This is a genomic window from Enterobacter sp. BIDMC93 (genome assembly GCF_001037805.1).
In the GTDB taxonomy this organism is placed as follows: domain Bacteria; phylum Pseudomonadota; class Gammaproteobacteria; order Enterobacterales; family Enterobacteriaceae; genus Enterobacter; species Enterobacter hormaechei_C.
In genome coordinates this window covers 1218711-1236550 of the sequence record NZ_KQ089962.1, presented here as the reverse complement: position 1 = coordinate 1236550, position 17840 = coordinate 1218711, and the positions used below count along the sequence as shown (strand labels likewise).

Genomic DNA, 17840 nt, shown 5'->3' with positions numbered 1-17840 from the left:
GAAACAGTACCTCTGACAATGAATTTACAGCATCACTTTCTTATTGCCATGCCTGCTCTCCAGGATCCGATTTTCCGCCGCTCCGTGGTCTATATTTGCGAATACAACGAAGACGGCGCGATGGGGATTATCATCAATAAGCCGCTGGAAAACCTCCAGGTGGAAGGCATTCTGGACAAGCTGAAAATCCCTGCTGAAGCGCGGCTGCCGGAAATCCGTCTCGATAAACCGGTGATGCTCGGCGGCCCGCTTGCAGAAGATCGTGGTTTTATCCTGCATACCCCGCCGGTTTTCTCGTCCAGCATTCGTATCTCTGATAACACCGTCGTCACCACCTCTCGCGACGTGCTTGAAACGCTGGGCACTGCCAGTCAGCCTTCTGAGGTGCTGGTTGCGCTCGGCTACGCCTCCTGGGAAAAAGGGCAGCTGGAACAAGAAATTCTGGACAACGCCTGGCTGACAGCCCCTGCGGATATGAATATCCTGTTTAAAACCCCTATCGCCGATCGCTGGCGTGACGCGGCAAAACTGATTGGCATTGATATTCTGACCATGCCTGGCGTTGCGGGGCACGCGTAATGAGCGGCACCCTTCTCGCCTTCGACTTCGGCACCAAAAGCATCGGCGTCGCTGTGGGTCAACGGATCACCGGCACCGCTCGCCCGCTCACGGCGCTGAAAGCTAACGACGGCACGCCGGACTGGAACCTTATTGAGCGCTTGCTCAAAGAGTGGCAGCCGGACGACGTGATTGTCGGCCTGCCGCTAAACATGGACGGCACCGAGCAACCGCTTACCGCCCGCGCGCGCAAATTCGCGAACAAAATCCATGGCCGCTTTGGCGTCTCCGTTAAGCTGCACGATGAACGTTTGAGCACCGTCGAGGCACGCGCTGGCCTGTTCGAGCACGGTGGCTTCCGGGCGCTGAACAAAGGCAGCGTGGATTCAGCTTCAGCCGTCATTATCCTCGAAAGCTATTTCGAACAGGGTTACTGAGCGCCGGGGCTACAGCCGCCCCTGCGCCCGTCGCTCCGCCAGACTCTGCTCAAAGTTCTGCATTCCCGCCTGCTGCCCCGTTTGAATAATGCCCGGCAGTTGCCAGGTTTTGCCTTCGCGGATCAGGTTTGCCGCCGCCGAGGTATTCACCAGTAGCTCATACAGCGCCACGCGCCCGCCCTGGACATCCTGACGTAGCTTCTGCGCCAGGACCGCACGCAGGCTTCCCGCCAGCTGATTACGCACCGGATCTTTCTCCTGCGCTGGAAAGGTGTCGACCAGGCGCTCGATCGCCTGCGCCGCGCCGCGCGTATGCAGCGTGGCTAACACCAGATGGCCGGTTTCCGCCGCCGTCAGCGCCAGGCGTATCGTCTCGCTGTCGCGCAGCTCACCAAGCAGAATCACATCCGGATCTTCACGCAGCGCGCTGCGCAGCGCCTCGGCAAAGGACGGGCTGTGCTGGCCTATCTCCCGCTGCTGGATCAGGCAACGTTCGCTCTGGTACATAAACTCCACCGGATCTTCCAGGGTCAGAATATGCCCGTCCGTCTGGTGATTGAGGAAATCGACCATAGCGGCCAGGGTGGTCGATTTCCCACTGCCGGTGGCGCCGGTGACCAGAATCAGGCCATTGTCATTGGACAGTAGTTCCGGGATCGCTCGCGGCACACCTAGCGCAGAGAGCTGCGGGCACGTCAGCGGCAACAGCCGCAGCGCAATCGAAACGCCGAGCATATGCTTAAACGCACTGCCGCGCAGCCGCTGACGGCCTGCGAGGGTAACGGCAAAATCCACTTGCCCGTTTGCCCACCATGCGCCCTGCTGTTCGTCGTTGAGCCACGCTTTTAATAACGCCTCCACATCCGGGGGCGGAAACGGCGCAGGTTCAAGACGGCCTGACCTGCGCCAGCGCGGTGGCGAATCACTGCACAGGTGTAGATCGGAGACGTTATGCTTTACACTAAGGGCCACAATTTCTTCCACATCCATAGACTACTCCTCGGAAAATGAACGACATTGCGCATAACCTGGCACAGGTCCGGGACAAAATCTCAGCCGCGGCAACGCGTTGCGGCCGTGCTCCAGAAGAAATTACGTTGCTTGCAGTCAGCAAAACTAAGCCTGCGAGCGCCATCGCAGAAGCGATAGCCGCCGGTCATCGTGCCTTCGGTGAAAACTATGTGCAGGAAGGCGTGGATAAAATTCGCGCTTTCCGGGAACGGGGAAATACAGACCTGCAATGGCACTTTATCGGTCCGCTACAGTCGAACAAAAGCCGTCTGGTAGCAGAGCACTTTGACTGGTGCCACACCATCGATCGTCTGCGCATCGCTACCCGTCTGAGCGACCAGCGCCCTATGGAGATGCCAGCGCTTAACGTGCTGATTCAAATCAACATCAGCGATGAAAACAGCAAGTCCGGCATTACGCTGGGCGAACTGGAGGCACTGGCGGCAGACGTGGCGGCGCTGCCGCGCTTAACCCTGCGCGGGCTGATGGCTATCCCGGCGCCAGAGTCAAGTTATGAAAGGCAGTTTGCCGTGGCACAGCAAATGGCTGTAGCATTTGAGGCGCTTAAGGCGCGCTATGACACGGTAGACACGCTTTCTCTGGGCATGTCGGACGATATGGAAGCCGCCATCGCGGCAGGCAGCACCATGGTGCGCATCGGCACGGCAATTTTCGGTGCGCGCGATTACCCCCAATAATAAGGAAACCTGAGGAACGCCATGAAGACGTTGACTTTCCTGCTTTCAACGGTCATTGAACTGTATACGATGGCGCTGCTGTTGCGCGTCTGGATGCAGTGGGCCCGTTGTGATTTTTACAATCCATTCTCACAATTTATCGTGAAAATCACGCAGCCCGTTGTGGGGCCGCTTCGCCGCGTCATTCCGGCAATGGGGCCAATTGACAGTTCATCTCTGCTGATGGCGTTTATTCTGAGCGTTATCAAAGCGATCGTGCTGTTTATGGTCATCACTTTCCAGCCGATTATCTGGATTTCAGCCGTTCTGATCCTGGTTAAAACCGTCGGCTCGCTGATCTTCTGGGTCCTGCTGGTGATGGCGATCATGAGCTGGGTAAGCCGGGGCCGTAGCCCGGTGGAGTACGCGTTGATTCAGCTGACTGAACCGTTGCTGCGCCCGATTCGTAGCCTGCTGCCTGCAATGGGCGGAATCGACTTCTCCCCGATGCTTCTCGTTCTGCTGCTGTACGTGCTGAATATGGGTATCGCGGAACTGTTACAGGCGACGGGTAATATGCTGCTGCCGGGGCTGTGGATGGCGTTATGAGTGCAGTTAGCCCCTGCGCCGACGGGCTGGTTTTGCGGCTGTACATTCAGCCGAAAGCCAGCCGCGACAGTATTGTTGGGCTGCATGGCGACGAGCTAAAAGTCGCCATCACTGCCCCGCCGGTTGACGGCCAGGCGAATGCGCATCTGACCAAATATCTGGCTAAACAGTTTCGCGTCGCTAAAAGCCAGGTCATCATTGAGAAAGGTGAACTTGGCCGGCATAAACAGGTAAAAATCCTTAACCCGCAATCTATCCCGACGGAAGTCGCGGCTCTGAAAGAACAGGACTAAACCATGCAGAAAGTTGTTCTCGCCACCGGTAACGCCGGTAAAGTGCGCGAGCTGGCCTCGCTATTAAATGATTTTGGGCTGGACGTGGTGGCTCAGACCGAGCTGGGCGTGGACTCCGCCGAAGAGACCGGCCTGACGTTTATCGAAAACGCCATTCTAAAAGCGCGCCATGCGGCGCAGATCACCGGACTGCCCGCGATAGCCGATGACTCCGGTCTGGCCGTGGATTTTCTGGGCGGTGCGCCGGGGATTTACTCCGCCCGCTATTCCGGGGTGGACGCCACCGACCAGCAGAATCTGGAAAAGCTGCTTGTGGCCCTGAAAGACGTCCCTGACGAACAGCGTACCGCGCAGTTCCACTGCGTGCTGGTCTACATGCGTCACGCGGAAGATCCCACGCCGATTGTCTGTCACGGCAGCTGGCCGGGCGTGATCACCCGTGAAGCGGCGGGCAACGGCGGCTTTGGTTACGACCCGATTTTCTTTGTCCCGACCGAGGGAAAAACCGCTGCGGAACTCACCCGCGAAGAGAAAAGCGCGATCTCCCACCGTGGACGCGCCCTGAAACTGTTACTGGAAGCACTGCGTAATGGCTAATTTGCCGCCTCTGAGTCTTTATATTCACATCCCATGGTGCGTGCAGAAATGCCCGTACTGCGATTTCAACTCGCACGCGCTGAAGGGCGAAGTGCCGCACGATGATTACGTCGCGCATCTGCTGGCCGATCTGGATGCCGATGTATCGTACGCACAGGGACGTGAAGTGAAGACCATTTTTATTGGTGGCGGTACACCGAGCCTGCTTTCAGGCCCGGCGATGCAGACGCTGCTGGATGGCGTGCGCGCACGCCTGAACCTGGCAGTGGATGCTGAAATTACGATGGAAGCCAACCCCGGTACCGTTGAGGCCGACCGTTTTGTCGAGTATCAGCGTGCGGGCGTGAACCGTATCTCTATCGGCGTGCAGAGCTTTAGCGAGCCAAAGCTGAAGCGTCTGGGGCGTATCCACGGCCCAGAAGAGGCAAAGCGCGCGGCAAACCTGGCAACGGGGCTTGGGCTGCGCAGCTTTAACCTCGACCTGATGCATGGCCTGCCGGATCAGTCGCTCGAAGAAGCGCTGGACGATTTGCGTCAGGCGATTGAACTGAATCCGCCGCATCTGTCGTGGTATCAGCTGACCATTGAGCCTAACACCCTGTTTGGTTCCCGTCCTCCGGTGCTGCCGGACGATGACGCGCTGTGGGATATCTTCGAGCAGGGCCACCAGCTTTTGACCGCGGCGGGGTATCAGCAATACGAAACGTCGGCGTATGCGAAGCCGGGCTATCAGTGTCAGCACAATCTGAACTACTGGCGTTTTGGTGATTATCTGGGAATTGGCTGCGGCGCACATGGCAAAGTGACCTTCCCGGACGGACGCATTCTGCGTACCGCCAAAACGCGTCACCCGCGCGGGTATATGGAAGGCCGCTACCTGGAGCGTCAGCACGACGTCGAGGCGGCGGATAAGCCGTTTGAGTTCTTTATGAACCGCTTCCGTCTGCTGGAAGCCGCACCGCGCGCGGAATTTACGCGTTATACCGGGCTGCCGGAGTCAGTGATTCGTCCGCAGATTGACGAGGCGCTGGCGCAGGGGTATCTGACCGAGTGTGATGAGTCCTGGCAGATCACCGAGCACGGCAAGCTGTTCTTAAACTCCCTTCTTGAGCTGTTCCTCGCTGAAAATCCTGAAGGCTGATTCAGAATTTTACATCCCGTTCTGCTGGCTGAGGGAAAGGCTGGCAGAGTGTGGGGATGGAAAAATCAAAACAACTCCGCAAACAAATGACACCCGAAGAAGTACGCCTCTGGTATTTGCTCAGAGGTCGTCGTTTCTTCGGGTATAAGTTTCGTCGTCAGATGCCGGTTGGGCCGTATATCGTGGATTTTGCCTGCTTTAAGGCGAAGCTGATTATTGAGCTGGACGGTGGGCAGCATCAGAACAAAGAGAAGTATGATTCTCACCGTACCGAGTTTTTGAATGCGAACGGCTGGGAAGTCGTACGGTTCTGGAATAATGAATTCAGGACTAATGAGGAGCAGGTGCTGATGGCTATTTTGCAACGATTGCAATGCCTGATGCCCTCACCCTAACCCTCTCCCTGTGGGAGAGGGCCGGGGTGAGGGGTCCTGCGCGCAGAGGCGTTACTTCAGCGTCCCCACCAGCGCCTTCCGGCTGTCTTCCAGCGACACCACGCGTTTACACACGTCTTTGCCGAACTGCTGGAAATCGGCTTCCTGATTCTTCCACTCGTTCTGAATCGAGGTTTGCAGTCCGCCCAGGCTACCCAGTACACCCTGCAACGGATTACCGCCACCCTTCAGCACCGCTTTGGCGCCCATCTCGTTGATGCTGTCCTGGAGAATGCCGCCCATCGCCTGGTTCACCAGCTGCTGACCGTCGGCACGCACCTGATCGATCGCCTGATAGTGGAACGTCAGGCCATCAGAGCGCGTCTCGATAATACGGTTCATCTGCTCTTTCAGCTGTTTATCCAGCTTCGTCAGGCGGGTGCGCATATTGCTGCTCTCCCCCACCTCTTTGGTGATGATTTTATCCAGCGCCACGCGGCTCTTTTCAACGCGGGTCAGCGCGCCATCGTTGATCCAGGGCAGCGCGGTACGCAACTCGGCCTGGTAGTCCATCGCCTGCTCGCGCTGGGCGGCCGTCAGGTTTTGCGGTTTGCCGTTAAAGGTCACGTTGCCATCCGGCGTAATCACCAGATTGCCATTCTCGCCCTTAACCTGCACGGTTTGCGGACTCAGCACCACGTCATCACGCGGGGTGACGCTACATTTATACTCCGCATGGGCGGTGGTTCCGATTGCCAGTAAAGCAACAGCCAGCAACGTTTTGCGCATCTTTAACACTCCCTCAGACAAAATGGGCCAGCTAATGCTGGCCCGTTCTTGCTTTATTAGTCCCACCAAACGTCGAAAAGTTCGCTAACGCGGACATCTTCCAGTTTGTGGTCTTCAAGCCATTTGCGTACCAGCGCCTGATGCTCTTCGGTGCATTTCCCCACTTCCTGGGTGCAAATCAGACCTTCCCACGCCAGATAGCCGCTACCGTCGAAGGCCAGCTTGTTTGGCTCGATCACCTCGTTGATGAACGCATCAACGTCCTGATCGATCTGCTCAACGCTGGTGCCTTCCGGGAAGCGCCAGGCAACGGAGAAACCCACTTCCTGGAATTCTTCGATGTGCATCTTTTTACGCAGACGACGGCTACGATTCTTTGCCATTATTTCACCCTCTCGAACATTAAGTCCCATACGCCGTGACCAAGACGATGGCCACGCTGTTCAAATTTTGTCACCGGACGTGAATCCGGACGCGGTACGTAGTCGTTGCTTTCAGACTGATTTTTATACCCGTCCAGGGACGACATCACTTCCAGCATATGTTCCGCATAAGGTTCCCAGTCGGTTGCCATGTGGAAAACGCCGCCCAGCTTGAGCTTACTTTTCACCAGCTCGGCAAACGGCGCCTGAACGATACGGCGTTTATTATGACGCGCTTTGTGCCATGGGTCAGGGAAAAAGAGCTGAACCATGTTCAAAGAATTGTCAGGAATCATTTTGTGCAGCACTTCCACCGCGTCGTGACACATGACGCGCAGGTTCTCAACGCCCTCTTCGTGGGCCGTTGCCAGGCACGCGCCGACGCCCGGCGAGTGTACTTCGATACCGAGGAAGTTCTGCTCCGGGCGCGCTTTTGCCATGGTCACCAGCGAGGTGCCCATGCCAAAACCAATCTCCAGCGTCACTGGCGCGTCGCGGCCAAACAGGTCGGTGAAGTCGAGCGGTTGCTCGCTGAACTCAACGCCCATCACCGGCCAGTAGTTGTCCAGCGCGTGTTGCTGCCCTTTTGTCAGGCGCCCCTGACGGCGGACAAAGCTGCGAATACGGCGAAGCGGGCGACCGTTTTCATCAAATTCCGGTGAAATGACGTCGTTTTTCATAAAAGAGTTGTCTGCTTGTGAGAATGTTCGGGAAACGGGCATTATCCAAAGTTAAGGCTTCTATGCAAGCATGGGAAAGATCCGGTTTACAGCAGATTGACGCTGTGCTGCAATCTGCGTCCCTGATTAAGCGAATCGATGACCATGCAAGCCTCTCAATTTTCAGCCCAGGTGCTGGACTGGTACGACAAATACGGGCGTAAAACCCTGCCCTGGCAAATTGAAAAAACGCCGTACAAAGTATGGCTCTCCGAGGTGATGTTGCAACAAACGCAGGTCGCGACGGTCATTCCTTACTTCGAGCGTTTTATGGCGCGCTTCCCGACAATCACCGATCTGGCCAACGCGCCGCTGGACGAGGTACTGCACCTGTGGACAGGCCTCGGCTATTACGCCCGCGCGCGCAACCTGCACAAAGCCGCACAGCAGGTCGCCACCCGCCACAACGGTAAATTCCCGGAGACCTTTGACGAGGTGGCGGATTTGCCCGGCGTCGGGCGTTCAACCGCAGGCGCAATCCTCTCCCTCTCTTTAGGCAAACATTTCCCTATTCTCGACGGCAACGTCAAGCGCGTGCTCGCACGCTGCTACGCCGTAGATGGCTGGCCGGGCAAGAAAGAGGTTGAGAAACGCCTGTGGGAGATCAGTGAAGCGGTCACTCCGGCGAAAGGGGTGGAGCGTTTTAACCAGGCGATGATGGATCTGGGCGCGATGGTCTGCACCCGTTCAAAACCGAAGTGCGAACTCTGCCCGGTAAACAACCTCTGCGTGGCGTATGCGAACCACACCTGGGCGCAGTATCCGGGGAAAAAACCGAAGCAGACGCTGCCTGAACGCACCGGGTACATGCTGCTGATGCAGCATGGCGATGAGGTGTTTCTCGCTCAGCGCCCGCCGAGTGGCCTGTGGGGTGGTCTATACTGCTTCCCACAGTTTGAGGATGAAGCCTCGCTTCGGGCATGGCTTGAACAGCGCGGCATTGCGGCCGATACCCTGACGCAACTCAACGCGTTCCGTCATACCTTCAGCCATTTCCATCTGGATATTGTGCCGATGTGGCTTCCCGTGTCCTCATTCACGTCGTGCATGGATGAAGGCACCGCTCTCTGGTATAACTTAGCGCAACCGCCATCAGTCGGGCTGGCGGCTCCCGTGGAGCGCCTGTTACAGCAATTACGTGTCGGTGCAATGGTTTAGCATCGGCAAGACAAAGAGGAATGAGTATGGCCAGAACCATTTTTTGTACTTTCCTACAGCGCGACGCTGAAGGCCAGGATTTCCAGCTCTACCCGGGCGACTTGGGTAAGCGCATTTACAACGAGATCTCCAAAGAAGCCTGGGGACAGTGGCAGAAGAAGCAGACCATGCTGATCAACGAGAAAAAGCTCAGCATGATGAACCCGGAACACCGCAAACTGCTGGAGCAGGAGATGGTGAACTTCCTGTTCGAGGGTAAAGACGTCCATATCGAAGGCTATACGCCACCGGAAAAATAATACTCTGCGGCTGCTGCCCGGCGGCGCTGCGCTTGCACGGGCCTACGGTTTTGTAGGCCGGGAAAGCGCAGCGCCACCCGGCAACAGCAACCCCAAAGCAAACACAACACGCACTCCCGGAATGATGAAAAAACTTTTAGCGCTAGCCCTTGTTGCGCCGTTGCTTGTGTCTTGTTCTTCCAAAAAAGGCGATGAATACAACGAAGCCTGGGTCAAGGACACCAACGGTTTTGACATTTTGATGGGGCAGTTTGCCCACAACATCGAGAACATATGGGGATTTAACGAAGTTCTTATTGCCGGACCGAAGGACTACGTTAAGTACACCGACGCCTATCAGACCCGTAGCCACATCAACTTCGATGACGGTACGATTACGGTTGAAACCATCGCAGGGACTGAACCTGCGGCGCATTTACGTCAGGCCATCATCAAAACCCTGCTGATGGGCGACGATCCGGGGTCTATCGACCTCTACTCTGATGCCGATGACATCACCATCTCCAAAGAGCCGTTTCTGTATGGCCAGGTCGTTGACCAGACCGGTCAGCCGATCCGCTGGGAAGGCCGCGCCACGAAATTTGCCGACTACCTGCTGCAAACGCGCCTGAAAAGCCGCACCAACGGCCTGAAAGTGATCTACAGCGTCACGATCAACCTGGTGCCGAACCACCTCGACAAGCGTGCGCATAAGTATCTGGGCATGGTGCGTCAGGCGTCGCGTAAGTATGGCGTGGATGAGTCGCTGATCCTGGCGATTATGCAGACCGAGTCCTCGTTCAACCCCTACGCGGTAAGCCGTTCCGACGCGCTGGGGCTGATGCAGGTTGTACAGCACAGCGCCGGTAAAGACGTGTTCCGCGCACAGGGGAAATCCGGCACGCCGAGCCGCAGCTACCTGTTCGATCCGCAAAGCAACATTGATACCGGTACGGCCTACCTGGCGATGCTGAACAATGTCTACCTGGGCGGGATTGATAACCCAACCTCACGCCGCTATGCGGTGATCACCGCCTATAACGGTGGCGCGGGCAGCGTGCTGCGCGTCTTCTCAAATGACAAAGTGCAGGCCGCGAACATCATCAACAGCATGGCGCCGGGGGATGTCTACTCAACCCTCACCACCCGCCACCCGTCTGCGGAATCACGCCGCTATCTGTATAAGGTGAATACGGCGCAGAAGAACTACCGTCGCCGCTAGTCAACACACCTTCTCCTGCAATGAGAAGGTGTTCTGCTTCCCCTCTCCCTGTGGGAGAGGGCCAGGGTGAGGGCATCAGACCGCACCCATCTCATCCCACCCATACGAAAATGCTATTTGCATCACAATCCAGACTGCAAATTAATGTGGATTGCATTTTTTTGCGGGAGGTAACAAAACATATCGTTGCCAACTGATAGAATTGCATCAAATAACAACCCTGAATGTTCCCAAAACAACATATCTCCCGCTCACTTGTGAGGAAAGTAACATGAACCTTAAGCTGCAGCTTAAAATCTTGTCGTTTCTGCAGTTCTGCCTGTGGGGTAGCTGGCTGACTACACTCGGCTCCTATATGTTTGTGACGCTCAAGTTCGATGGTGCGTCGATCGGTGCCGTTTACAGCTCGCTGGGTATTGCGGCTGTCTTCATGCCAACGCTGCTCGGTATCGTGGCGGATAAATGGCTAAGCGCGAAATGGCTGTATATGCTTTGCCACCTGGTGGGTGCGGGGACGCTGTTTATGGCGGCCGAAGTGACCACGCCGGGGGCGATGTTCATGGTGATCCTGCTTAACTCGCTGGCCTATATGCCAACGCTTGGCCTGATCAACACCATCTCCTACTATCGCCTGAAATCTGCCGGTCTGGATATCGTCACCGACTTCCCGCCAATCCGTATCTGGGGCACCATCGGCTTTATCATGGCGATGTGGGGCGTGAGCTTCGCGGGCTTCGAGCTGAGCCATATGCAGCTCTACATCGGCGCGGCGCTCTCCGTACTGCTGGCGCTGTTCACCCTGACACTGCCCACCATTCCGGTATCTAATCAGCAGAAAAACCAGAGCTGGAGCACCATGCTTGGCCTGGACGCCTTCGCACTGTTTAAAAACAAGCGCATGGCGATCTTCTTTATCTTCTCCATGCTGCTGGGCGCGGAACTGCAAATCACCAACATGTTCGGTAATACCTTCCTGCACAGCTTCGATAACGATCCGCTGTTTGCCGGGAGCTTTATCGTCGAACACGCGTCGGTGATGATGTCCATCTCGCAGATCTCCGAGACGCTGTTCATCCTGACCATCCCGTTCTTCCTGAGCCGCTACGGTATCAAGAACGTCATGCTGATCAGTATCGCCGCCTGGATGTTGCGCTTCGGTCTGTTCGCCTATGGCGACCCGAGCGCGTTCGGCACCGTGCTGCTGGTTCTGTCGATGATTGTTTACGGCTGTGCCTTCGACTTCTTCAACATCTCCGGCTCGGTGTTTGTGGAAAAAGAGGTGAAGCCTGAAATCCGCGCCAGTGCGCAGGGCATGTTCCTGATGATGACCAACGGCTTCGGCTGTATTCTGGGCGGCGTGGTGAGCGGCAAAGTGGTTGAGATGTATACCACTAACGGCATCACCAACTGGCAACCAGTGTGGCTGATCTTCGCCGGGTACTCGCTGGTGCTGTTCTTCGCGTTCATCGCGCTGTTCAAGTACAAGCACGTGCGCGAGCCGCACGGTGCACAGCCGATCGCGCATTGATTGTTGTGCCCGGTGGCGCTGCGCTTACCGGGCCTACAAAACCAGACCGTAGGCCGGGTAAGGCGTAGCCGCCACCCGGCTATTTTATTCCAGAAAGCACCCACCCCACCGACAGCAAATCCGCGCTGCCGCCCGGGCTCAGGTTGCGTTCAATCAATGCCTTATCCATCTTCAGCAACGCCTCGCAGTCCCAGCCGTTAGCCAGTAATTCCCGCGCGTAGCCCTGAACGTAGCGCAGCCCCTCAATGCCGCCGCGCGAAACGAGATTGCTGTCCTGATTTACCGCCATCAGGCGCAACAGCAGGCCGTGAAGCGACTGACCGTTCCACGCATCCAAAGCCTTACGCACCGTGGCAAAGCCGCTTTCCGCCTCGCCACGCGCGCCGGTTAAACCGTACAGCTGAAACTGCCGCTCCCCCGCCGTTGCCTGCCCACTGCGCCCGGCCAGCTCCCTCGCCACCAGCCCATGACAGATGTTACTTACCTCACAACAGAGGCTATCCGCAGAGATATTTTTCACACGCCCGGCGGCGAAGCAGAGCAAACCGAGGGCAAAAATCCCGCCCTTGTGGGTATTTACCCCGCCCGTGGCGGCGTACATTGCCTGCTCGCAGGCCATTCCCATTGGGCGAAGAATCCGCAACTGCCGATCGGCAGGTTTGGCCGCATGTGCTTCACCCAGTTCCGCAAACCGGGCAAACCACGGCGTAATCGCCATAATGCTGCGGACAAACAAGGCATGGTCCATATCGCGATGGGAGCCGTTATTGAGCCTGTCCACCAGCCCCGGTTTTGGCGTCAGCTCCAGCTCCTGCCACAGCGCCTCTGCGGCAAGCGCAGGGAGATCAACCGGGCGCGGTTCAGTCGCGAGCAAACCAGTCATCGATCATCTTCTCCACGCGGGAAACCACCTGCTCAGCGGGGTGATTGCGCGAACGGGAACAGGCGTGGGCGGGCTCGTCACAGATCAGGCAGCGTCTGAGATTCGCCCCCAGCGACTGACGCCCGACGTGGCCGTTTTCAGGGCAGATCACATCCAGATCCCACAGCCTGCCGAGTGGGTGCGTCTGCTCCAGTTCTGCACAGTGCGCCTTAATTTCCGCCGCCGGATGCGCGATGCACCACAAGGCTTCAGGTCCGGTGGGTAGCCACAGCACCTTACGGTCCAGCACCTGCCAGCGGTTTTCCCACAGCAGCTGGTCGCACATTTGCAGCGCCACGCCCATGGTGTTGCGATAGCGAAGGCTGTCTTTGATTTCCCCGGGCGTAACCAGCGTGAGGGAGATCACCGGTTGTTGATAGTGCGCAAGCATGTCAGCCTGGCGCGCTGCGCGGCGCTCTTTCGCCGCCAGCAGTTCGTCCAGGCTGACAACCGTCCGCACGGGTGTCGCAATAGTCACACTTCCTCCTTTACCTGTCGAACGGTGTCGATCACGCTGCCGTCGCGGTAGCGGATCACCCCGACGATTTTGTCGGTGAACTCAATCGGTTTCGGTACGCCTGTCAACGAAATCGCTCGCTCATACAGCGCGTTGATATCTACAACCTTCAGCCCTGCTTCCATGAGTCGCTCGCGGATCTCCGGGCGCGCCGGGTTGACCGCAATACCGTGGTCGGTGACCAGCACGTCAATGCTCTCCCCCGGCGTGAGGCGGGTGGTAACGCGCTTCACGACCGTCGGGATGCGGCTTCGCAGCAGCGGCGCGACCACAATGGTCAGGTTGGCTGCCGCCGCCACGTCGCAGTGTCCGCCGGATGCGCCACGCATCACGCCATCGGAGCCGGTGATGACATTAACGTTAAAGTCGACGTCGATTTCCAGGGCGCTGAGGATCACCACGTCGAGCTGGTCGCAGCTTGCCGCCTTGCTGCCGGGGTTGGCGTAGACGTTGGTGGAGATCTCCACGTGGTTCGGATTGCGCGCCAGCGAGGCCGCAGCCTGGCCGTCAAAGCACTGGGTGTCGAGCAGCTTTTCGATGAGCCCCTTCTCGTGCAGATCCACCAGGCTGCCGGTGATGCCGCCAAGGGCGAAGCGCGCCTTCACGCCGCTGCGCTCCATCTTCTCTTCCATAAAACGGGTGCAGGCGGTGGCCGCCGCGCCGGAGCCGGTCTGCATCGAGAAGCCTGGTTTGAAATAGCCAGAGTGTTCAATCACGTCCGCCGCATAGCGGGCGATCATCAGCTCGCGCGGGTTGCTGGTGACGCGCGCCGCGCCGACGCTGATTTTCGCCGGGTCGCCCACGCTCTCCACCTGCACGATGTAGTCCACCTGATCCTGCACCAGGCTGGCGGGCATATTGGGGAACGGCACCAGTTCTTCCGTCAGCAGCACCACCTTACGGGCAAAGTGCGCATCCACCATGGCGTAGCCCAGCGAACCGCAGCACGATTTTCCGTGCGTGCCGTTGGCGTTGCCAAACTCATCGCTGCACGGCACGCCAAGAAACGCCACGTCGATGTTCAGTTCGCCGTCCTGGAGCAGCTTCACGCGCCCGCCGTGGGAGTGAATTTGTACCGGCTCGTCCATCAGCCCGTGGGAGATGGCATCCGCCAGCCTGCCGCGCATGCCGGAGGTGTAAATCCGGGTGATGACGCCACTCTCGATATGTTCGATCAGCGCGTCGTTGCAGGTCATCAGCGAGCTGGAGGCCAGGGTCAGATTTTTGAAGCCCATCCGCGCCAGCAGCGCCACGACGGTGTTGATCACCCGGTCGCCTTCGCGAAAGGCATGGTGGAAGGAGATGGTCATCCCGTCCTGTAAGCCGCTGCGCTTAATCGCCTCTTCAATAGAGGCGCAGAGCTTGCGGCTGTGTTTCGCCTCGCTGTCCGCCAGCCACGGCGTCGCGCTGTGGGCGGTATCAAAGGGTTTCAGAGCCCGCAGATGGGGGAAATTTACATGGAGAAGTTCTGTCTGATTCATTATGTCATCCTTACCGACGCACGCCGGAGGCCGCCGCGCGCTCCAGCACCACCTGCGCGTGGTTAATAATCGGTGCATCCACCATTTTGCCGTTGAGCGACACCACGCCCAGGCCGTTACGCTCGCCCTCTTCTGCCGCTTCAATCACCCTTCTGGCGTGATCCACCTCTTCCTGAGTCGGGGCGTAGGCGTTGTGCAGCAGGTCTATCTGGCGCGGGTTAATCAGCGATTTGCCGTTGAAGCCCATCTTGCGGATCAGATCGACCTCGCGCAGGAACCCGGCTTCGTCGTTAACGTCGGACCACACCACGTCGAAGGCGTCGATACCGGCGGCGCGGGCGGCGTGCAGCACGGCGCAGCGGGCGTAGAACAGCTCGGTGCCGTCGCCGCGCTCGGTCTGCATGTCCATCACGTAGTCAAAGGCGGCCAGCGCGATGCCGATCAGGCGCGGGGAGCTGCGGGCAATCGCCACGGCGTTGATGACGCCAATGGCCGATTCAATCGCCGCCATCACGCGGGTGGAACCCACCTCACGCCCGCACTCCTGCTCAATGCGCTCGAGGTGGCCTTCCAGCTCGTAGATGTCATCCGGGGTATCGGTTTTCGGCAGGCGGATCACGTCCACGCCCGCGCGCACGGCGGCCTCCAGATCCAGCAGGCCAAACGGCGTGCTCAGCGGGTTAATGCGCACCACGGTTTCGATATCCTGATACATCGGGTGCTGCAACGCGTGGAACACCAGCATGCGCGCGGTGTCTTTCTCGCGCAGGGCCACGGCGTCCTCAAGGTCAAACATGATGGAGTCGGGGCGGTAGATAAAGGCGGTAGAGAGCATGGCGGCATTGGCGCCTGGCAGGAACAGCATACTGCGGCGGAGTTTGCTCATTTCAGCGCCCCCCAGTTGATGGCCTGTTCATCGGCGGCACGCAGAAGCGCGCTTTGCAGGCGAGCGCGGATCACACAGTCCAGCGCCCCTTTGTCTTCAATAATGATTAATCCCTGGTGCACGTTCATGGCGCGCAATGTGTCGTTGACCACCTGGCGTATCTGCTCGCCAAACTGCTTAATCACTTCACTGTGGATGACAATCTCCAGCTCACCGTGAGCGGGGGCGATTTTCACCATCAGGTCGCTGGACTCCTGCGTTCCGGCCAGCGCCTCCCTTACAATATTCATGATAAATTCCTGATAGTTATGCGACTTCCGCACTCGCACGATAATGTGCTTCGAGGTGCGCGAAGGTGGAGTCCGGGACAATCTCCCGGATCCGGGAAAACTGCTGTGTCTTGAGTAAACGGCGCACTTCCGAGGCCGAAATGGCGTTGCCGGTGGCCTTGATGCGCGGCATCTCCACCACCTCAATATGCGAGGCCAGAAGGTCGTGCAGCGTCTGGTTGTACTGGCGGGTGATGTCGCAGAACGGCTCCGAGCCGATGAAGCGGTGCGTGATGCCCAGCGCCGGGGCGATATAGTCCCGGAAGATCAGCACGTCGATCTCGCTCCACGCCTGCTGCACTTTGCCAGTCTCCTTCAGGAAGTAGGCCGGAAACGTGGCGCGGGAGATGATGTACTGCGAGCCTTCATGCACCACCACGTTCGGCAGATGCGCCACGCCCGCACGCACCATCTCAAGGCGCGCGCTGAACGGGAAGAACGAGGCGTCTTCACGCACCACAAACAGATGCAGGGCATCGCACTGCGCCGCTGCCTGCTCCACCAGATGACGATGGCCGAGGGTGAAGGGATTGGCGTTCATCACGATCGCGCCCGTTTTTTCCCCACACCGGCGCTTCGCGCGCAGGGATCGGCAGTAGCGCGCGATCCCCTGCGGAGTGTTCTCCATTAGCACCGCGTTGTTCCCGCTCTGGGCAATCGGCCAGAAACCGCTGCGGCCAAAGCGCTCCTTATTGCATGGACGGGTGCAGAGGAAGAGGTGAAAATGGCCGCGCTCCAGCGCCGCGTTTTCCACCTCTGCAAGCAGACGCGCGCTGAGGTTTTCCCCACGAAGCTGCTCGTTGACCGCCACGCATTTGATGACGTTGGCAGCCAGCCCGGCGCAACCCACCAGCTGCGCGCCGGACCAGGCTTCGACAAACAGCGTGATGTCGTTGTCCAGGCCAAGGCCGCTGTCTGCCAGCAGGTAGCGGATTTGGCTTAAGCGTTCCGGGTGTTTCGCCACAACGGTGTGCCGAAAATCAATGGGTTGCGATTGCATGCTGCCGCCTTACTCAGTGCGCTGCCGCGAGCCCGACGGCTGGCGCTTCCACGATCACGTTGCTCAGATGACCGATATGCTCGATCTCCACCTCAATGCGATCCCCCTCCTTCATAAACAGCGGCGGGTTGCGCTTTTTACCCACGCCACCAGGCGAGCCGGTGATGATCACGTCGCCCGGGCTGAGACGGGTGAAGGTGCTGATATACTCGATCAGCTCCGCCACCTTGTGGATCATGCTGCTGGTGTTGTCCTCCTGCACCATGCGGCCGTTCAGCCAGGTGCGGATCGCCAGGCTGTGCGGGTCCGGGATCTCATCCGCCGTCGCCATCCACGGGCCGAACGCCCCGGTCTGGCGCCAGTTTTTCCCGGCGGTGAACCAGGTGTGCTGCCAGTCGCGGGCGGAGCCGTCCATGTAACAGCTGTAGCCCGCCACGTGGCGCAGGGCGTCGTCGCGGCTGATGTTCTCCCCGCCTTTGCCGATGATCACCGCCAGCTCGCCTTCGTAGTCGAACTCGCTGGAGTGGCGCGGCTTCAGCACCGGCTCGTTGTGGCCGGTCTGTGAATCCGGGAAGCGGACAAACAGCGTCGGGGCCGGGTTGTGCTGGTCAAACTCCTTGCGCTTGTCGGCATAGTTCATGCCCACGCAGAGGATTTTTTCCGGCTGGACAATCACCGGTAAGAAGGTGATGGCGTTCAGCGGTACATCCACCGCGTCGTTCAGAAAACGGGTGGCCTGCGCCAGCCCGTTCCCCTGCAACAGCGCTTTAAGGTCGCCATAGCGGTCGCCCAGGCGGCGGCCCAAATCAATCACGCCTTCGGCCTGTACGATGCCGTAGCTGCGTTTTCCCTGGTATAAAAAGCTTGCGAGTTTCATTGTTCTTTCCTGAAA

Annotated in this window: 23 protein-coding genes; 12 read left to right on the top strand and 11 right to left on the bottom strand. The window is 58.4% G+C overall.

Features of this window, described 5'->3' with window-relative positions; all coding sequences use genetic code 11:
* Positions 1 to 18: 18 nt before the first annotated feature.
* Together SK58_RS05850 and ruvX are read left to right on the top strand one after the other, a co-directional pair.
* A complete protein-coding gene (locus tag SK58_RS05850; protein ID WP_006811924.1) occupies positions 19 to 579 on the top strand; it encodes a YqgE/AlgH family protein in 561 nt (186 codons plus the stop codon).
* A complete protein-coding gene (gene ruvX / locus SK58_RS05845) occupies positions 579 to 995 on the top strand; it encodes a Holliday junction resolvase RuvX (protein WP_006811925.1) in 417 nt (138 codons plus the stop codon). The genes SK58_RS05850 and ruvX overlap by 1 nt, the downstream gene beginning before the upstream one ends.
* A gap of 9 nt (positions 996 to 1004) precedes the next feature.
* Here the strand turns inward: ruvX and SK58_RS05840 are convergent, their stop codons facing one another.
* A complete protein-coding gene (locus tag SK58_RS05840; RefSeq protein ID WP_017692691.1) occupies positions 1005 to 1985 on the bottom strand; it encodes a type IV pilus twitching motility protein PilT in 981 nt (326 codons plus the stop codon).
* A 17-nt stretch (positions 1986 to 2002) separates the two neighbouring features.
* On the opposite strand from SK58_RS05840, the gene SK58_RS05835 reads away from it, so the two are divergent.
* Genes SK58_RS05835 through SK58_RS05810 form a run of 6 tightly spaced genes read left to right on the top strand, consistent with a single transcriptional unit; the run spans position 2003 to position 5718 of the window.
* Positions 2003 to 2704 carry a YggS family pyridoxal phosphate-dependent enzyme gene (locus SK58_RS05835; RefSeq protein ID WP_017692690.1) on the top strand — a complete coding sequence of 234 codons (702 nt, stop codon included), beginning with the start codon at positions 2003 to 2005 and terminating at the stop codon, positions 2702 to 2704.
* A 21-nt stretch (positions 2705 to 2725) separates the two neighbouring features.
* Positions 2726 to 3292 (top strand): YggT family protein, encoded by a 567-nt coding sequence (locus tag SK58_RS05830; protein ID WP_015571838.1) that lies wholly within the window; start codon positions 2726 to 2728, stop codon positions 3290 to 3292.
* On the top strand, positions 3289 to 3585 hold the full coding sequence (gene yggU, locus SK58_RS05825; RefSeq protein WP_023304404.1) for a DUF167 family protein YggU: 297 nt from the start codon (positions 3289 to 3291) through the stop codon (positions 3583 to 3585). The genes SK58_RS05830 and yggU overlap by 4 nt, the downstream gene beginning before the upstream one ends.
* 3 nt (positions 3586 to 3588) lie before the next feature.
* On the top strand, positions 3589 to 4182 hold the full coding sequence (locus SK58_RS05820) for an XTP/dITP diphosphatase (protein WP_015571839.1): 594 nt from the start codon (positions 3589 to 3591) through the stop codon (positions 4180 to 4182).
* Positions 4175 to 5323 (top strand): radical SAM family heme chaperone HemW, encoded by a 1149-nt coding sequence (hemW, locus tag SK58_RS05815; RefSeq protein WP_017382926.1) that lies wholly within the window; start codon positions 4175 to 4177, stop codon positions 5321 to 5323. Before SK58_RS05820 ends, hemW begins: the two co-directional genes overlap by 8 nt.
* Before the next feature lie 56 nt (positions 5324 to 5379).
* Entirely contained in the window at positions 5380 to 5718 is a 339-nt protein-coding gene (locus SK58_RS05810; RefSeq protein WP_048219509.1) for an endonuclease domain-containing protein, read from the top strand.
* Positions 5719 to 5769: 51 nt separating this feature from the next.
* On the opposite strand, the gene SK58_RS05805 is transcribed toward SK58_RS05810, so the two are convergent.
* From SK58_RS05805 to trmB, 3 genes are read right to left on the bottom strand one after another with little or no spacing between them, the layout of a single operon-like run.
* Entirely contained in the window at positions 5770 to 6486 is a 717-nt protein-coding gene (locus SK58_RS05805) for a YggN family protein (RefSeq protein WP_048219507.1), read from the bottom strand.
* Positions 6487 to 6542: 56 nt separating this feature from the next.
* A complete protein-coding gene (locus SK58_RS05800) occupies positions 6543 to 6869 on the bottom strand; it encodes a YggL family protein (protein WP_003862421.1) in 327 nt (108 codons plus the stop codon).
* Positions 6869 to 7588, bottom strand: a complete 720-nt coding sequence (trmB, locus tag SK58_RS05795) for a tRNA (guanosine(46)-N7)-methyltransferase TrmB (RefSeq protein ID WP_015571843.1) — start codon at positions 7586 to 7588, stop codon at positions 6869 to 6871. Before trmB ends, SK58_RS05800 begins: the two co-directional genes overlap by 1 nt.
* A 144-nt stretch (positions 7589 to 7732) precedes the next feature.
* On the opposite strand from trmB, the gene mutY reads away from it, so the two are divergent.
* From mutY to SK58_RS05775, 4 genes are all read left to right on the top strand, one after another.
* Positions 7733 to 8785, top strand: a complete 1053-nt coding sequence (mutY, locus tag SK58_RS05790) for an A/G-specific adenine glycosylase (RefSeq protein WP_169803300.1) — start codon at positions 7733 to 7735, stop codon at positions 8783 to 8785.
* Between the two features lie 26 nt (positions 8786 to 8811).
* Positions 8812 to 9084, top strand: coding sequence for an oxidative damage protection protein (locus tag SK58_RS05785; protein ID WP_003862425.1), 273 nt, complete (start codon positions 8812 to 8814; stop codon positions 9082 to 9084).
* A gap of 124 nt (positions 9085 to 9208) precedes the next feature.
* A complete protein-coding gene (gene mltC / locus SK58_RS05780; protein WP_017382930.1) occupies positions 9209 to 10285 on the top strand; it encodes a membrane-bound lytic murein transglycosylase MltC in 1077 nt (358 codons plus the stop codon).
* 271 nt (positions 10286 to 10556) lie between these two features.
* Positions 10557 to 11813 carry a nucleoside permease gene (locus SK58_RS05775; RefSeq protein ID WP_015571846.1) on the top strand — a complete coding sequence of 419 codons (1257 nt, stop codon included), beginning with the start codon at positions 10557 to 10559 and terminating at the stop codon, positions 11811 to 11813.
* 79 nt (positions 11814 to 11892) lie between these two features.
* Here the strand turns inward: SK58_RS05775 and citG are convergent, their stop codons facing one another.
* Genes citG through SK58_RS05740 form a run of 7 tightly spaced genes read right to left on the bottom strand, consistent with a single transcriptional unit; the run spans position 11893 to position 17825 of the window.
* Positions 11893 to 12696 (bottom strand): triphosphoribosyl-dephospho-CoA synthase CitG, encoded by an 804-nt coding sequence (gene citG / locus SK58_RS05770; RefSeq protein ID WP_039269791.1) that lies wholly within the window; start codon positions 12694 to 12696, stop codon positions 11893 to 11895.
* Entirely contained in the window at positions 12674 to 13213 is a 540-nt protein-coding gene (citX, locus tag SK58_RS05765; protein WP_045347345.1) for a citrate lyase holo-[acyl-carrier protein] synthase, read from the bottom strand. Before citX ends, citG begins: the two co-directional genes overlap by 23 nt.
* Positions 13210 to 14733, bottom strand: a complete 1524-nt coding sequence (citF, locus tag SK58_RS05760; protein WP_039269785.1) for a citrate lyase subunit alpha — start codon at positions 14731 to 14733, stop codon at positions 13210 to 13212. The genes citX and citF overlap by 4 nt, the downstream gene beginning before the upstream one ends.
* A gap of 10 nt (positions 14734 to 14743) precedes the next feature.
* Entirely contained in the window at positions 14744 to 15619 is an 876-nt protein-coding gene (gene citE / locus SK58_RS05755; RefSeq protein WP_039269783.1) for a citrate (pro-3S)-lyase subunit beta, read from the bottom strand.
* The gene (citD, locus tag SK58_RS05750) at positions 15616 to 15909 is read right to left on the bottom strand and encodes a citrate lyase acyl carrier protein (protein WP_017382935.1); all 294 of its coding nucleotides are present in this window, start codon (positions 15907 to 15909) and stop codon (positions 15616 to 15618) included. The genes citE and citD overlap by 4 nt, the downstream gene beginning before the upstream one ends.
* A gap of 16 nt (positions 15910 to 15925) precedes the next feature.
* Positions 15926 to 16948, bottom strand: a complete 1023-nt coding sequence (gene citC / locus SK58_RS05745; protein ID WP_039269781.1) for a [citrate (pro-3S)-lyase] ligase — start codon at positions 16946 to 16948, stop codon at positions 15926 to 15928.
* Between the two features lie 13 nt (positions 16949 to 16961).
* On the bottom strand, positions 16962 to 17825 hold the full coding sequence (locus SK58_RS05740) for a fumarylacetoacetate hydrolase family protein (RefSeq protein WP_015571851.1): 864 nt from the start codon (positions 17823 to 17825) through the stop codon (positions 16962 to 16964).
* Positions 17826 to 17840: the final 15 nt, after the last annotated feature.

Bases quoted from the DNA above. Each gene is read 5' to 3' on its own strand.
- SK58_RS05850 (WP_006811924.1), top strand. From the start codon at position 19: ATGAATTTACAGCATCACTTTCTTATTGCCATGCCTGCTCTCCAGGAT.
- ruvX (WP_006811925.1), top strand. From the start codon at position 579: ATGAGCGGCACCCTTCTCGCCTTCGACTTCGGCACCAAAAGCATCGGC.
- SK58_RS05840 (WP_017692691.1), bottom strand. From the start codon at position 1,985: ATGGATGTGGAAGAAATTGTGGCCCTTAGTGTAAAGCATAACGTCTCC.
- SK58_RS05835 (WP_017692690.1), top strand. From the start codon at position 2,003: ATGAACGACATTGCGCATAACCTGGCACAGGTCCGGGACAAAATCTCA.
- SK58_RS05830 (WP_015571838.1), top strand. From the start codon at position 2,726: ATGAAGACGTTGACTTTCCTGCTTTCAACGGTCATTGAACTGTATACG.
- yggU (WP_023304404.1), top strand. From the start codon at position 3,289: ATGAGTGCAGTTAGCCCCTGCGCCGACGGGCTGGTTTTGCGGCTGTAC.
- SK58_RS05820 (WP_015571839.1), top strand. From the start codon at position 3,589: ATGCAGAAAGTTGTTCTCGCCACCGGTAACGCCGGTAAAGTGCGCGAG.
- hemW (WP_017382926.1), top strand. From the start codon at position 4,175: ATGGCTAATTTGCCGCCTCTGAGTCTTTATATTCACATCCCATGGTGC.
- SK58_RS05810 (WP_048219509.1), top strand. From the start codon at position 5,380: ATGGAAAAATCAAAACAACTCCGCAAACAAATGACACCCGAAGAAGTA.
- SK58_RS05805 (WP_048219507.1), bottom strand. From the start codon at position 6,486: ATGCGCAAAACGTTGCTGGCTGTTGCTTTACTGGCAATCGGAACCACC.
- SK58_RS05800 (WP_003862421.1), bottom strand. From the start codon at position 6,869: ATGGCAAAGAATCGTAGCCGTCGTCTGCGTAAAAAGATGCACATCGAA.
- trmB (WP_015571843.1), bottom strand. From the start codon at position 7,588: ATGAAAAACGACGTCATTTCACCGGAATTTGATGAAAACGGTCGCCCG.
- mutY (WP_169803300.1), top strand. From the start codon at position 7,733: ATGCAAGCCTCTCAATTTTCAGCCCAGGTGCTGGACTGGTACGACAAA.
- SK58_RS05785 (WP_003862425.1), top strand. From the start codon at position 8,812: ATGGCCAGAACCATTTTTTGTACTTTCCTACAGCGCGACGCTGAAGGC.
- mltC (WP_017382930.1), top strand. From the start codon at position 9,209: ATGAAAAAACTTTTAGCGCTAGCCCTTGTTGCGCCGTTGCTTGTGTCT.
- SK58_RS05775 (WP_015571846.1), top strand. From the start codon at position 10,557: ATGAACCTTAAGCTGCAGCTTAAAATCTTGTCGTTTCTGCAGTTCTGC.
- citG (WP_039269791.1), bottom strand. From the start codon at position 12,696: ATGACTGGTTTGCTCGCGACTGAACCGCGCCCGGTTGATCTCCCTGCG.
- citF (WP_039269785.1), bottom strand. From the start codon at position 14,733: ATGAATCAGACAGAACTTCTCCATGTAAATTTCCCCCATCTGCGGGCT.
- citE (WP_039269783.1), bottom strand. From the start codon at position 15,619: ATGAGCAAACTCCGCCGCAGTATGCTGTTCCTGCCAGGCGCCAATGCC.
- citD (WP_017382935.1), bottom strand. From the start codon at position 15,909: ATGAATATTGTAAGGGAGGCGCTGGCCGGAACGCAGGAGTCCAGCGAC.
- citC (WP_039269781.1), bottom strand. From the start codon at position 16,948: ATGCAATCGCAACCCATTGATTTTCGGCACACCGTTGTGGCGAAACAC.
- SK58_RS05740 (WP_015571851.1), bottom strand. From the start codon at position 17,825: ATGAAACTCGCAAGCTTTTTATACCAGGGAAAACGCAGCTACGGCATC.